This is a genomic window from Odoribacter sp. N15.MGS-14, assembly GCF_000980245.1.
Lineage (GTDB): Bacteria > Bacteroidota > Bacteroidia > Bacteroidales > Marinifilaceae > Odoribacter > Odoribacter splanchnicus.
This window is the reverse complement of record NZ_LARE01000016.1, coordinates 41,971-58,171: the sequence shown is the minus strand read 5'-3', so window position 1 is coordinate 58,171 and position 16,201 is coordinate 41,971. Positions and strand designations below refer to the sequence as shown.

11 protein-coding genes are annotated in these 16,201 nt (G+C 40.8%); all 11 read right to left on the bottom strand.

The genetic code is table 11. The features are described 5' to 3' along the window. Positions 1 to 424 (bottom strand): hypothetical protein (locus WS34_RS05565; protein ID WP_046403665.1); only part of this gene is annotated, 424 nt, incomplete at its 3' end. 80 nt (positions 425 to 504) lie between these two features. Continuing rightward, entirely contained in the window at positions 505 to 1,134 is a 630-nt protein-coding gene (locus WS34_RS05560) for an RNA polymerase sigma-70 factor (RefSeq protein WP_286693646.1), read from the bottom strand. 98 nt (positions 1,135 to 1,232) lie between these two features. Then, positions 1,233 to 3,395, bottom strand: coding sequence for a thioredoxin fold domain-containing protein (locus tag WS34_RS15445; protein ID WP_286693645.1), 2,163 nt, complete (start codon positions 3,393 to 3,395; stop codon positions 1,233 to 1,235). A gap of 15 nt (positions 3,396 to 3,410) precedes the next feature. Continuing rightward, positions 3,411 to 4,985, bottom strand: a complete 1,575-nt coding sequence (locus WS34_RS05550) for a PKD-like family lipoprotein (RefSeq protein ID WP_046403662.1) — start codon at positions 4,983 to 4,985, stop codon at positions 3,411 to 3,413. Positions 4,986 to 5,016: 31 nt separating this feature from the next. Next, complete coding sequence (locus tag WS34_RS05545) at positions 5,017 to 5,895, bottom strand: DUF4843 domain-containing protein (protein ID WP_046403660.1); 879 nt, start codon at positions 5,893 to 5,895, stop codon at positions 5,017 to 5,019. A gap of 3 nt (positions 5,896 to 5,898) precedes the next feature. Further along, entirely contained in the window at positions 5,899 to 7,419 is a 1,521-nt protein-coding gene (locus WS34_RS05540; protein ID WP_013612413.1) for a RagB/SusD family nutrient uptake outer membrane protein, read from the bottom strand. A gap of 18 nt (positions 7,420 to 7,437) precedes the next feature. After that, the gene (locus WS34_RS05535; protein WP_046403658.1) at positions 7,438 to 10,776 is read right to left on the bottom strand and encodes a SusC/RagA family TonB-linked outer membrane protein; all 3,339 of its coding nucleotides are present in this window, start codon (positions 10,774 to 10,776) and stop codon (positions 7,438 to 7,440) included. Between the two features lie 42 nt (positions 10,777 to 10,818). After that, positions 10,819 to 11,985: a FecR family protein gene (locus WS34_RS05530; protein WP_046403655.1), complete on the bottom strand. Its 1,167-nt coding sequence runs from the start codon at positions 11,983 to 11,985 to the stop codon at positions 10,819 to 10,821. A gap of 400 nt (positions 11,986 to 12,385) precedes the next feature. Further along, the gene (locus tag WS34_RS05525; protein WP_286693644.1) at positions 12,386 to 14,572 is read right to left on the bottom strand and encodes a TonB-dependent receptor; all 2,187 of its coding nucleotides are present in this window, start codon (positions 14,570 to 14,572) and stop codon (positions 12,386 to 12,388) included. A gap of 134 nt (positions 14,573 to 14,706) precedes the next feature. Next, positions 14,707 to 15,417 (bottom strand): tetratricopeptide repeat protein, encoded by a 711-nt coding sequence (locus tag WS34_RS05520; RefSeq protein ID WP_013612417.1) that lies wholly within the window; start codon positions 15,415 to 15,417, stop codon positions 14,707 to 14,709. Positions 15,418 to 15,530: 113 nt separating this feature from the next. Continuing rightward, entirely contained in the window at positions 15,531 to 16,103 is a 573-nt protein-coding gene (locus WS34_RS05515) for an RNA polymerase sigma factor (protein WP_013612418.1), read from the bottom strand. Between the last annotated feature and the right edge of the window lie 98 nt (positions 16,104 to 16,201).

Sequence of the window (16,201 nt, the reverse complement as noted above, 5' to 3'; positions counted from 1 at the left end):
TAACTATTTCCTCATTAGCCAGTGCCACTGAACTTCCATCTGCCAGAATCAATTCCGCACTTCGCTTCGCAACAGGTACATGCTCCGCAACGGCAACCTCCGGTTGAGAATGACCGACAGTCAGTCTCAATATCCCTAAAAAGATCAGAAATACACATGCCGCAGCAGAACACCAGCCGATCCACAAACGCCTTGGAGGAAGTAACTGCCTCTTGAATGCATCCCATTCCTGTCCGATTTCCATTTTCAGTTTTAGCTCTTTACGCAGAAAAGCTTCACTTTGCAAACGCACACTCTCGAATAACTGTAAATGTTCCGGATCAGACAGCCACTTCCGGAATTCAGGTTCCGTCAATTTCTTTGAATGTCCCAGATGTTCCAGGATATATTCTATGTCCGAAGTTATTTCTTCATTTGTTTTCATTCACCGGGTTAGCACAGAGTGTTTCGCTGTGTTTCTATTCTAATTACAGGTGAAGCTAAAAAATGGGTGAGCTAAAAATGTTAAAAATTAAAAGAATTTATACTTCCCTGTTTTTTTAACCGGGCAAAAACCAACAAAACCAGAGTATCCGAAAATTCGTCCCGCAGAATCCGCAATCCCGTCACCACATGAGTTTTTACCGTATTGACAGAAATATTCAACACCTCGGCAATCTCTTTGTATTTTTTACAATCAATAAAGCAAAGACGCATCACCTCTGCACATTTTTCCGGCAAAAGATCTATCCGATGCATAATAGTTTCCACCAGTTCATCAGTCTCGGCCGAATCACTGTCTCCATAAAGGCTAGCCGAGACCAACTCCTCTGTAGCATAACTTTCCCGGACTTTAAGATGTTCCAGATAATTAAAACATTGATTCCGGACAAGAACAGTAAGATATGCCTGCATCGGACGAGAAAAATCGAGGGTCTCCCGACGCTTCCATAAATTCAGAAAAACATCATGAACCATATCTCTCGCACTCTCCTCATCCCTCACAATGCTCATGGCATAATAACACAAAGATTTGAAATGCAGCTTGAAAAGTTTTTCAAATTGCAGCATAACTTCCTGATCTTTCCGTTTCAAAGTCATATCTCCAATCTCTGTTCCGCAAAGGTATAAAAGGTATATTTTAATTTTACACATTTATTTTGAAAATAAATTAATGTATTAAAAAAGAACCGGAAAAATCCGGTTCTTTCCCATCCTTAGCTTTTATCATTTCAGAATCCCGTTTTCTTACTTTAAAGTGCTTTCAGAAATTCTTCAGGATCAGCTGTTGCTCCGACAAGCCGGGCAACCACCTTCCCTTCGGGATCTATCAGTATCTTAGTAGGAAAAGAAGTGATATTATAAAGTTTCAATAGATCCTGTTCCTCCTTACCTTCATTGTTGAGGATTTGAGTCCAGGTCATACCATCTTCTTTTACCGCCTGTTTCCATAATTTTTTAGCCTGCTCCAGATCCTTCACATTTTCATCGGCCACATTGACAAAGACTACCTTCCCGCTATATTTTTTATGTAACTCTTTCAAATGGGGATGGGAGGCCCGGCAAGGTCCGCACCAACTTCCCCAGAAATCGAGCAATACATATTTCCCTTTCAGCTTTTTCAAAGAAACGTCTTTACCATTCATATCCTTCTTCACAAAATCAGGTGCTATTGTACCCGGACGATAAGGGCGGCCGGCATCCAATTTCCGTTTGAGTATTTTCCCATAAGCTGTACCTTGCAATTCCTGAGGAAGCTGATCATATATCCGTTCGGCCTCGTTTTCGTCAAACCAATTATAATGTTCCAGCAAATTCATCAGGGAGATATAACTTCGGGGATTTGCCCGTACAAACGCCATTATGGTTTGTTTGTTGGCCTGCATATAAGCGTCAAACTCCTCTTTATAATCGCGGATATCTCCTCCTTCAAGCATATTTGTCATTGTCAACTGTCGGTAAGCCGCTTCAGCAGGATCAACCTGCTCGTAATAAAGACGCCAGTAATCGTGCGCCACAGTACCTCCTCTAATCCAGTCAACTTCCGGTACTTTCCCTTTTTCAGCTCTGATTTTCATAACAGCATATTCACCAGGGACCACCATCAGACTGACATTCGGATAATAGGTACCCAAGCGGGGTGCCGGACAAGCCAGTTCTTCACACAAAAGCTTCAGCGTCAACCGGGAAGTATCCCGGGCAGCCATATTCAACCTGATCCGGTGATCAGTAAAATCGAAAGTATCCTGTAGCATACCCTGGGGTGTCCATCCCATGACGATCACTTTTCCCTTCTCTACAGCATCGATTTCTGCCTGTAAAGTAAAATCTTTCTTCCCTTCCAATTCCAGCATCTTCATCCGCAGAATACGCTGATGGAATTCGTCGGCAACCTGCATATTGCTGCGTAATAAATCGACTGCCAGTTGTTTAACCTCCTGAGATTCGGTCATTACCACCTCCAGATCCAATAGAATCAGAAAACGGTCCTGATCTTCCAGAACAGGGAATTTTTCCTTACATATTTCCAGATATTCCCGGACATTCCCTCCCATCCGGACATCAGCTATGGCCAATAAATCCGGCATCGCACGGGTATGGGTAAGCTTTACCTGTTCGATATCCGTTTTCAATTTCTGCAACCCCTCAGCAGTAACAGGTTCCGGGCTTCTCAATGAGAAATAGGGAATCAACCGGATGCGCAGCCATGAATACAACAGTTTATCTACAATCTCCTTTCCGTTTGCCCTGACAAATTGTTCCCTGTTATCAAACACATACTGTGCTTTGGGGTCATCAAAATTCAGGGTGTAGCGTTCATATAGAAAGAAGTTCTCCGGTTTTACCTTTTTCCGGGCAGATAAGCGATTAAAATAATCATTGATCACCCCGAATCCCTCATTTGTCTTCCCTTGTTCCAATAATAACGTGGCATAATCATCAACCAACTGAGGAGTACGTTCGCCCTTTTCGTAGCGTTTAGTCAATCCGGCAGGTGACCATCGGGGATCGATCCCTTTGCGGATTTTCTCCACAAACTCATCGGCCGGGCGATAGCCGGAGGTCCTGAATACCTCCGTACCATCCGGACTCAATACCACAAACGTAGGAAAAGCCTTTACGGCATATTTCTTTGCCAGTTCCAACCCATTTTCTTTCTCTGCATCTAATTTGAGGGAAATAAAAGTACGGTTGAAATATTCTCCTACTTCCTGCTGGGGAAAAACCTCTTTTGACATTCGTTTACAAGGTCCGCACCATGTTGTATAAAAGTCAATAAAAACCATCTTGTTCTCTTTCGCAGCAAGTTCTATCGCTTCCGTATAAGAAAGCGGCCGGAAATTTACCCCCTGGGCACACACCCACAAAGGCAACAGCAGGATTCCGGCCATCCATATGATCACTTTTTTATTCATAAATATGATCTCAAACTATTGCCGGTAATCAATATCTTTCACTTTCACCAAACCGTTCCAACGACAATCTTTCAAAGGTTCCAATTCAAAAGAGTCCAGATCAGTACCCAAAAGATAACGCGTTACAATTCCCTTCTCTGCCGCGTTGTAGGTACCAACCATCAACTCATCGTAATTATTTCCATAGGGATCAAATTTGATAAAGGTAATCTGATCGCCCAGGTCTTTCTCATAATGAATATGATTCACATAATCATATGCATGTAATATTTGTCCGTCAGCATACAATAACAAAGAACGCCTAGAAGCAAAAGCGTAAAGTAATCCGCTTCTCAAACCGGTCGCTTTCGATTTGTCTATCGTATAGCCGGCTCTCTTCTGAGGCATATCGCTCGGCACATAATTCCGGATACTGCAATAAAACTGATAGACATAGAAATTTTGCTGATCTTCCATCAGTGCAAATGAATTTCCATTTGAACTACCTCCCACTGTATTAAATGTATTCTCACCATAAATACAGATCCGGCCTGCCGGTTGTATCCATGGAAACGCTTCTCCGGTATTGTCCTGTAACTGAGTTACACTCAATCCGTCAGCACTTTTCAAAAGGGTAAAACAATGATCGTCGGTATTATAAATAATCCACCCACTCGGATTGATGATACTGGTAAAAATATATGGGAAAGGCCGGAAGCATTTTTCACTCATCACATCCATACGGTTGGAAGGATTTCCATAATTTTCATCCAAGTACAAACTCGCCCCGAATACATAATCTTCTGTCATCATTACCCGACTCATTGTCATACTGGTATAGTACCGTTTGGCAGCCATATCCACCACATTCAACATATCAGGCATCGGAAAACCTGAATAAGTCATAGAACGCAAGGTATTCATGGGGCCGGAAGCGAATGAGGTCAAATCCAGATAATAGGATCCTGATTCTGTGGATATCCACAGTTTCATTGCCGGAGTCTCAGAATAATGAGAACCGGTATACATGACCCGCATCGGTCCCCGTAATTCAGGCAATCCATTCCCTTCCAACAGATTCTTCAACACAATCGTATCTTTTGCCATAGAAATCATATCCATACCCACCGTGCCATCTTCTTTTTCCCCAAGAACAAAAAAACCTTTATCCGTCACACTCAAAACAGTCAGTGAGGTATAGGATTTCCAGATCAAATCCGTCTTTGTATCTTTGACTTTCAGAAATAAACGATAAGAATCAGGTTTCAAATCGACAAAATACCTCAGATTCCGTTCCGTACCCAAAATGATTCCTTTATCCCGGTCATCGGTCGAACTGCTGGCCACCACTTTCCATTCGTATTCATAACGCGAAGGATCACTGTCTTCTGTAAACTGTATCACAGGTTCTTTCCGTACGGTGTCCAGATAGGAAAGTGGAGTGATTTTTAAAGTATCACTCTTAAAAATAGCCGTATAACCTCCTTTTTTCCAATCGGAAATTTTTACTTCATTAATTGAATGATAATCATTCGATCCCTCGTCATCATAACAGGAAATACTAAAAACAGATAGAATTCCCGCCCATAATATCAATATTAATTTTCTCATCGTAGTCAGATTTTAGTATATTTCAATTCTATCATTCTCCCGGTTGAAACGGAACCCCATAATAAGATTTCCAACTCACCCCCTGAAACCACATCAGTCGTCCATCTTTCTCCCTGATTGCATCACGATGATCGGGGCTCTTGTCATATAATGCCTGCAAATCCATAGCCATCTTGTTTTGGATAGCATATTTCAAACCGGACGGCATCGTTTCATTGGACATAAAATCTTCATAAGTCAACTCCGGAAAACGCTTTAGGATTTCTTCAAATTTTTCCTTTGAAAAGAATCCCCACAATCCTCCCTCCAAATCTCCGATTTCACCGGACTCCCTTCCCATCCAAACTTCCGGACAAGTAATAAAGTTGTTCAGGATAATCTTATGCCGTGTCCCGTCAAATTCCTCCTTGCCGCTATCATTCCCCAACATACCGCTCAAATCGAACCATTGCGGAATAGCCAGGGTGAAATCTTCGGATGGCAATAAACGAAGTACAAGATTACGTTCCACTTCATCCAATGCTTCACTATTTTTCACAGTCACCGGCACATCTGCATAACTCCAGCCTCCCTTTATGGTTTGCCATTCATCAAATTCCAGATAATTTTCACCTTTTACGGCTGTCGTACTATCCTGATCGGCTACAATACGGAATTTCCGGTCATAATCCTTTATCCTTCCTGTCGCCTGTACCCTTATTTTCAGCAACTGTTCATCTACACCCTTTTTAATAAATTCAACTTTAGTATAAGGCTGGGCGGCCCAATAAGTCGTGTCATACCAATCCGGTCCCCATTGTACATAGAAATAAACTCCTTCCTCTCCGTCGAAATCCTTGATTTCTTTTTCACATCCGGACAGACCGGCAATGATGAGGAATAAGGTCGCTATATAAACAATATTTTTCATAATTTACTCTTTTTCAGTTGAACTACTTTGATTTTCCCGTTGACTGGTTTCACTGTCAGGTAATGGAACCACATAATTCCGGAGTTGCATCGTCAACGTCTCTGCCGGCTGGGAACCATCGGGTATACTTTCCAACCGATTGCGTTTGAAATAATAGAAGGTTTGCCCCTCTCCGATAAATTCCCGGATATACTCATTCCGGATAGCCGTATTCAGATCAGTCGGCGACTCTGTATTCAGGCTGATACACTTTCTGGCTTTACGTAAAGGATTCAGGTATTTTTCCAAAGCAATACCGACCTGCCTTTCCCGGACTCCGACACATTCGGCCGCAATCAAATAAAGTTCGCTGACCCGGATCAGGGGAACCATATAAGCAAAACGCTCTGCCTTGGCCTTTGCTTCATCGGTAGTCGTCTGTACCTCTGCATACTTCTTGAAACAACAAAACTCTTTTCCTTCCTTTGTTACAGATTCCCACATTTTAAAACGCAAATCATCGGGAGATTCGAAAATGGTACGGATACGGCCATTCTGATAGCCTCCGGCCAAAGTCAGTAAATTCACCACATTCAGATCAGAGGTAAAATAGGTCTTATAAATATTATCTGTACGAATACTATTGTACAAAGAGAACAATACCTCTGTCGCAAACATATTATCATTGGAGGCTGTATCTGCATAAGTTGCTGTACACAAAGGGAACAAAGGATTCTTTTCGTCAGCGACTTCCTCAATCACCTCAATGGCACATTCTTTTGCCTTGCTGTAATCTTCCTTCCACATATACGCCCTTGCCATCAAAGCTTTCACTGCATAGTAATTCATCCGGTATTGCCGGTAAAAAAGATCATTACCATTTTCTCCTCCACTGTAATTTCTGGCTCCATCGGTAATAACAGGATCGACATCCTTCAATAAATCAGCAGCTCTTGTCAAATCGGTAAGCACACAGTTTAATACGCTGTCTGCGCTTAACAAAGGTTCGACAATCCGTTCCGAAGAAGTCTGGTAAGGTATACTTGCCTGCTCCTTTTCCGTCCAAAGTGGCCCGAACAGCCGGAGCATATCGAAATGTAACATAGCACGTAATCCCAACGCCTCGCCTTTGATCAATTTATAATACAGTTCCGGCAGCACCGGATTCCCGTCTCCGCAATGTTCCAGTATAGCATTCAAATTCGAAATCTGGGAATAAGTGGTCTTCCATACCGTTTCGAACCGGTCTTTTGACGTCTTACTATCATAAGCATAGGACTGGTAACCACTATAATTGTGCTCACTGGTGGTACAATTATAATACTGAGCCATCACATCAATTATACCGGCCGACAAATTACCTCCATAATTCGACGAACTATTCATATTCAGGTACACCCCGTTTAAAGCCATCAGAAACCCCTCTCTTTCTTCAAACAGGTCTTTTTCCATAATCTGATCCTCCGGAGCCACATCCAACCAGGAATTACATGAAGCGCCTATCAGTAAAAGCCCCAGTATCCATATTCTTTTTATTCTATTCATAATCTAATCTTTTTAGCATTAAAACCTTATACCTAAAGAAAAAGCCACACTACGGGCAAAAGGATAATCCAATCCCCGTTCATTTTTTACAGTAGATATCCGGAAAATATCGTTCATATATCCGCGTATAGTCATGGAAGAAGCACCGAAATGCCTCAGCCAGCGAGCCTGGGTTTCATACCCGATGGAAACCGATTCACAGGATAATGTATTCTCATCGGCAACAAAACGGGAAGACATCGGAGTGGTTTCATTCAGAGATATGGCTTTAAATTTAGCGACATCCCCGGGTTTCTGCCAACGGTCGTACAGGGCTCGTTTGTCCTGATTATAATACACGTCCTGATCAGAAATATTCTCTACTTTATTGTACAGAGCACTCAGAAAAATCTGTCCACCTACCCGGTAACGGAAATTTATCGAAGCCGACAATCCTTTCCAATAGAATGAACTGCCGATCACACCTTCCAGCTTAGGATCTGAGTTACCGACGATGACCTCATCATTATAATCGAATTCAAAAGTCTGAGTTCCATCTTTCTTGATGAAAATTTCCCGTCCGGTCACCGGATCGATTCCGGCCGAACGTACAGCCCAGATATCAGAAGGGCTTCCTCCGTCATAATAACGTTTCAAATTTGAACTTCCGATCTTTTGATCAGTTTCATCTTCCCGGTTTTGTGCATTGTATTTTTCCAGTGCATTCCCGATATTCTTATACTCATATTTTAAATGCCGTAAATTTCCATTGATACTCCAGTTCAGCTCCTCCTTCTGTAACACGACGACATTAGCCGAAAGTGTATACCCTTTGGTCGTCTGTTTTCCCAGATTGGTCGGTACGGAAGCTGTACCTGTCGAAGTCGGTAAGGTCACTGATACCAATAAAGGATCGGTATTCTTCATAAAATAGTCGAAATTCAGACGTAAACGACGATGAAATATTTCTACATCGAATCCGAAATTCTGATCGATTGTTTTCTGCCATTCCAGATTCGGATTCCCGTAAGAAGATATTCCGACTCCTAAACCGAAAGGATTATTAAAGCTTGTCGTATAGCTATACATATTGGACGACATGTACAGGCTAAAATTCTGGTTACCCGGATTACCGATCGAATAACGCAATTTCAGAAAATCAATAAACGCACAGTTTTTTACAAAAGATTCATTGTGTATATTCCAGCCGACACCTACCGCCCAGGTTGTCGTAAACTTATTCGAAACTCCGAAAACAGATGAACCGTCCGCCCTGAAATTAGCATCCAACAGATAACGGTTATCATAGGCATATCCCCCGTTCATATAATAACTGGCCGAACGTTTCTGGCTGTTTGAATAAGAAGGCTTCTCTCCGGACGGATAACCATTGGAAAAAGTAGGATTGATATTCCGGTCGTCGACATAACCTATCGCTCTAAAACCGGAAGTCTTGTTTTTATTATCGGACACCTGCATACCCACAACGGCATTCACCATGTGTTTATTGTCAAACAACTTACCGAAAGTCGCATTCAAATCCCCGTCATAGCTCAACACATCCCCATTGGTTTCAGAATAAGATCCTTTTTCTTTTTCACTCTTCCCGTAAAATACCGAAGCTTTAGGAGATTGAAAAACTTCTTGTTTAGACACCGACTTCGATACGCTGATTCTGGCTCTCAACCGGAGAGGTTCAATAACCCGCCAATCCACCTCAAAATTGTTCCGGAAGCCGAAATTCCGGGTTCGGTTGGAAGAATTCAAAGACATATCGTACAACGGATTGAAGACATATTCATCACCTGACATAAGTTTATATTTCTCGAGCACTGCCTCCGGCTCTCCATAATCGTTCACTTTCCGGTAATAGGGATTGGCCTGTGAGAATTTGGAAAAAGCTACTTTTTCGCGATCGGATACCGAATAATCAAAATTGACGTAATCGGTAAATGCCAGATTTTTGTAACGGTAAATCAAACGGACGTTTCCGTTCAGGACATTATTGTCAGACCCTTTCATGACACCGGCTGTCCGGTTATAATTTACCCCTAAACCATAACGCATACGGGAATCTCCCCCTTCAATAAAAAGATCATGACTGTGGGAAGTGGCAAAACGTAAAGGTTCGTTCAGCCAATACGAATCCACCCCTTTCTCCACTTCAGCCAAACGTTGGTAGTAAGTAGACTGATAACCTTCGTCTATAATTTCCCCATTTGCATCTAAAGGACCATAACGGCCGGCTAATTTTTCAAATGCCAATTTTTCACGGGCATTCATCAAATTATAATCCGAAAGATCGGCAAATGAAAAATTCAGATTTCCATTGTAGTTCACTTGTAGCTTTCCGGCTTCAGGAGCTTTTGTTTCAACGACAATAACACCGTTCGCTGCCTTGGAACCATAAATAGCGGTTGCAGCAGCATCTTTCAATACAGTGATACTGGCCACCCGGTCCATACTCAGATTACTGATTGCTTTCAAGGTCGATTCGAATCCATCCAGAATAAACAGGGGCTGGTTCGGGTCAGTATCATATTCCTGGGTTAATCCGACAACACTCGTTTTACCACGCACATTAATATCCGGCAAAGTATTGGGGTCAGAGCCGAACTGATTATTCTCAATGATCGCAAAAGAAGGATCGATGGTTTTCAGACTTTGCAAGACATTGGTATTCCCGATCATCTTCAACTCCTTATGGGTATAGGTCTGGGAAGAACCGGTAAAACTCTCTTTTTTCCTGGAATAAATACCGGTGATCACCACCTCTTCCATCTCCGTCGCTTCTTCTTTTAACACAACGGTCAAAGGTTCTGTATTCTTCAAAGTCATTTCAACCGAAGTCATTCCGATAAAAGAAAATACCAAAGTCTGGCCTACAGGATTCGGTAAGCTGATTTCAAAATCTCCGTTTACCCCCGTTGTCGTACCCAAGGTCGTTCCTTTAATCATAACGGTTACACCCGGTAATGCATTCCCACTTTTGTCCATCACCTGACCGCTAATCCGCTTAGCCACTTGTACTGTCTGCGGGACAGCCGATTTCCGCAGAATAATCGTATTGTTATCTATTTCCGCCGTAAACCCCGTCCCCCTTAAAGCCTGCTCCAAAACTGCGGAAATCTCTTCATTCACAGCAGTGACAGTAATGCCTTTCAAATCTTTCGTTTTATTATAATCATAAATAAAACCCACATCGCACTGTCTTTTAATGGCTGAAATAAACTCTTCCAGCGTAGCATCCTTCAAATTCAGATTTAATCGCTGATGCTGGGAAAATGCGGTTGCATTCAGATTCAAATTGAATACTAAAAGCAAGGCCACCAACTGTGGGACATATAATGCCCATTTTTTACATCCTTGTTTTCTCATAAGTTAGCATTCTTTAGTTCAACATTATTTTAGTCGTTATCATCATTCCCTCACCAAAACGGTATTGCCTGTCGTAGTAAATTTGACATCGCTTGTTTTCTCAATCAGACGAAGAATATCACTGAAACTATCGAAACGTCTCAGTTCACCGGAAAAGAGCACCTCTTTTGCTTCCGGATTTTGGAAAAACACATGAAAATCATACCACCGTGAAAGAGTAGTCAATATATCTTCAAGACGTTTCCGGGTAAAAACATATTTTCCATCTTTCCAGGCAACATATTCATAGACATCGACAGTCCGCTTTTCAATTTTCCGGTTTTGCCGGTCACAAGCCAGCTGAAAACCTGGTTCCAAAAGAAATACCTCATCCGAAAAGCCCGGAAATTCTACTTGTACCTTCCCGTTAACCAAAGTGGTAGTCAGATTCTGGTCATCTGCATAATTCGTTATTCCGAAACTGGTCCCCCATACCCTGACATTTTGTATTCCCGTATGCACGATAAAAGGACAATTTGTATTTCGTGCTACTTCAAAATAGGCTTCCCCTTCCAGAAATACCTCCCGGGTAGTTCCGGTAAATACCTCCGGATATTTCAGGGTAGATTCTGAATTCAGCCAAACTCTCGTTCCATCTTCCAGAGAAATCTGAAATTCTCCTCCCCGGGGAACAATTACTTTATGCCAAGCCAAGGCAACCGGAATCAGCGTATCCGGCCGGAGATAATCCAAACAACAACTATCCACAATAATATTCTCAGAAATCCTGTTATTCCCCCCATATTCCAAGTTTGTCAGGTTATAAACCTTACCATCAGCCAGTTCCAGAATAGCATTCCGATGACCGGGACGGATCTGTATCTCCGCTTCCGAAGAAACGTTTTTTACATCTTGCGGCACAATTAAAGGTATTACTCCCAACAAAATAATTATTGAAGCCGCTACCACACCACACCATAACAGACGGTTACGTCCGGTCTTTGCCCCCTGTTTATTTATCCGGCTCTGTAAATCAATCCACGCACGGTTCACTTCTGCACTATCCGGCCTTCCATCCTCTCGTAATTCATAAAAAGATTGTAGATTTTGATAATACCTCTGATGATCGATATCCTGCATCCATATCTCAAAATGTTTGACTTCCTCTTCTGTCAAACGGTTTTCCAGTTTTCTATAAAGTAATTCTATCGTTATTTCTTCTTTTTCCATTGTATTTTATTGGGTTTGATCCGCTATTTCAAATGAAAAAGGGTCGATTCTTTTTGCGGGTTTTCGCAAAAAGAATAATGAACAATTCTTGGAAGCTTCGCTTCCATTAAAAAATAAAAAAGGGGAAAAAAATGAGAAAAGAAAACGAGAATAAAATTATTGATAATCAATCAAATAGGATCCATCCCTTGGGTATACTGTTTCATTGTCAATTAACCAGGTACCCGCAGGGTCCAATGACTTTATAAACATTATGAACTTTATAAACTTTCAACTAAATTAAACGACCCTTTAAATTGTCGTATCAAATTATAATAACAGTCTATTTCAATTATCACCTCTAAAACGGACTCACCTATATTTTGTATGACAAGAATTTGACATTTTTATAAAAAATCATTTAAAAATTAAACTGTAATCCTACATACACCAATCTCCTCTGATATTCTTCCCACCCAAGGACAGATTTATAGTCAGTACTATACACAGGATAATTTCTATTTGATTTATCCAACATATTTGTAATTGTGAAAAATGCAAGTAAGTGACCTTTGTTTAACGGAAATATCTTATTGACGGTCAAATCCAATGAATGATAAGCCGTTACTTGTTCCGAATTATAGTCTCCATAAAGAGGAAACCATACATTATCACTAATATTTAAAGCATACTCAACAGGGGTGTAATATAAACCCGGGCGTGCAGAAAAATTTATCCCTATATTCCATTGATTTGCTGTACGCCAGACAATGGAGGTCCGGATGATATAATCCATATCATTGGCAGAACGATAACTCTTTTTCCCCAACCGGACACGGGAATCGATAAAAGTATAAGAACCTGCAAATGAAAATCGCCCTATCGTACGGGCAATAGAAAATTCCAAACCTTTCAGTCTTCGCTCCACAACAGCCTCTTTCCCGTTCTCAGCAAAATAGTCCCGGGTATTTTCATTTTTTAGATAAGAAGAGAGTTTTAGATCAAAGTCATAAATATGACTTGTCAGGTCAACAGAATATTGACGGGAAGAATGTAAAGCAAAATTTTGGCTGTTGTATGCCGGAACATTATAAGTATGATATTTTCCGGCTGACAATAACAATGAAAATTTTTCATTCATATTCCATCGCCCCGAAACTTGCCAGGATATATAATCAGGTTGACTGGCTTCAGGAATATTTTTTCTGACCGCACCGCTGAAAAGTAAATGACGCATAGGAGTATACTTACAATAAAAATAACCTTCCCAGACACGGTTATAGAGTTTATCATCGGCCGTTACACCCTCTGCTTCATCCGAATAATCATAAAAATATTTGGGAAAAGTACCATAAAAATTAACTCGTGTATATTGATGTGTGAGTCCAGCCTGAAACCCCAGATTTCTAACAAAATACTTTGCGGCCAACGAGGTATACAAGCGGTTCTCCCGTGTCGAACCGTCCATGACACCAAATTGATAACCGCTTTTACAGAGATCTATGCCATTATTCAATTCAACCACTACACCACTTTGCAAGGCCGCAAAAGTAAGGCCTGCAACCTGAAACCAACGCCGGCTTGTTGCCTTACTTTCGTCCTTATAATTATATTGCTCTGTATCTGCCCGGTAGTATTCGTCGATAGCATATTCATAAAGATTGAATTTCAACCGAGGGGTTAACTGTAAATGGAGGTTCACCCCTCCATCCGTCGTATTGAAACGCTTCAAAAAATCTGTATTAGTATGATTCAGCCAGAGGTATGGAGCTGAAAATTGGTGATTAGCATATAATTGCAGGAAATTTTTATCCGATATCTTTTTACTGATCAGGACACCGGCATTCGCAAGCGATAAAGACAATTTCAAATCATTACGAGTGATGTGTTCAGGCGTTTCAATCTCTATCGCACCTGCAATCGAATTCCCTATTGTCAATGGAGGATTACCTGCATAAACTTTCATCTGGCCGATAAGTTCAGTATTGAAAACAGAAAAATTCCCGATACCGTTCAATTGGGTATTGCGTACCGGCTTCCAGACAGGCACCCCATTCAGCACCACAACGGAATGGTTGCCCGAAGATCCCCGTAATTCTGTATTCGCACTTTCCGATACATTGGTAGACGCCGCCATCACAGATACTGCTTTCAAAGGATCGGCACCTGAAGCAGGAGAAAGATAAATATCGATACTCTCCAAACGTTCTACAGCAAAGTCTTCGGATATACTAGGACTCATAACCGTAACATCGTCAAGTTGTATGACTTTTTCCCGCAAGATAATTCGAATATTATTCCAATCGGTAAATGCAGAAACGGGAATTTGCCGATTACGGAATCCGACAAACGACACCTGTAAAACATCGGTTTGCAGAATGTGAGCTGAGATTTTAAAAGTACCGTTTATCTTACAAGTAGTCGCCGCAACCCGTGTACCGTCACGCATAAGCATCACAACAGCCCCGGCCAAAGGTGTTCCGTCAATATCTTGGACAACTCCCTGTATATAAGCATTTTGTGCAGACAAACCAACAGGGATAATGAATACGAACACCAATATCAAATAAAATTTATCCCTAACAGAAGTGTAAACCCGGAATGTCATCCTTTCTCTTATAAACCTGAGCACCTCAGAATAGCTATTTTCATATTTTTGATCACACCCTATAAAATCGGATATACCGGCAAATTCTATAACTGTCATGAACGGCTCCATGATACAGGATAATATTCTTATAATTAATAACCGATACGCTTGAATCTTTTATCATCCGGAAATTTATTCCGGGCATCCTGTTTCAATTTTTCAAAAAGTTCCTGATCCCCATCATCCTTCCGGTTCTTGTAATAGGATAACAAGAAATAAAAAGCATCTCCTTTTCCCCAGGTAGGGTCGAATTCATTTTCTGAAGTACGGTCAGGAAGAGCTATTGCTTTTTTGAAATATGCTTCACATTTACTTTTTCCACCATAAAGCTCCGGTGTATAATAATTATTTATACCCAAAACCAGATAGGCCCGTAAATTATCACCATCCAATTCAATAGCCTTCTGCGCCATCGTTTTAGCTTGATTACTCAATTTAATAGTCGCCAACCATCCTGAAAAATTTATTTGATAATTTTTTAACATACCTAGCAGGGCATAATCTTCAGTTGTCTTCCCTTTTGTAGATTCCAGTATCTCAATCGCCTTTTCCGTAAATTTTTCAGCGTCTTCCTCTTTTTTCAATACCCTGGAAAGTATAGCACATTTATAATAAGCATAAGCTTCCCAATAGGATAAATAACGATTATTACCCTTAGTATTGTAATTTCTCAATTCCCGTACAATCTTTCCTATGGAGTCGATTTTTACTGTATTTACATTTGAGTCGATACGATACTGGAAATCTTGAGCCGAAACCAGATTTACAAGGAAACACAGAAATAAAATAAAAATAACTTTCATGACTTATTGTTTATAATAAACATCGGATTTTCATCCGACAGTTTGTTTCAATTACAGATAAGACGAGCTTATTTTTATTTTGAGTGACAAAAATTTGATATTTCTTCTGATTTTCAACAAAAATCAGGATTTTCTTTTCTGACGATATGGAAATAAAATAACACCAGGGCATTCAAATCATCGGCAAGTAGTTCACGCAATTTTTTATATCCACGGAAAATCTGTGTTTTTATGGTATTTATAGATATTCCCAATTCAGCGGAGATTTCGGTATATTTCTTTCCATCGATGATATGCATACGTACGATCTGGCAGCACTGCAAAGGTAAAGAATCGATAGCTTCATGGATCTTGCGGGTCAGTTCTTCACTGATCACCTCATCCACATCGGCAGCATACATCATCGCTTCTGCCATCAGTAGCTTATTGTTATCCCGAACTTTCAAATGCCGCAGATAATCCAATGCAGCATTTCGTGAAGAGGTATATAACCAGGATTTAATATTTACCTCTGAGGAAAAATAAGGATAACTCTTATATAATTTCAAAAAGACATCCTGCACCAAATCTTTAGCCAGTTCCCGTTCTCCGACATGCCGTTCCACAAAAGGCAGCAATACCGGATAATATTCCCGGAAGATCTTTTCAAAAGAGGCTGTATGAGGTGAAATTTGCCGGTTTGTCATATTTTACAATGGTCAACGAAACGATTTAGTGCGAACAAATATACCACATTTATCTAAATTTTTGACAAAATAATCATAACTTGGCAAACAAATTATAA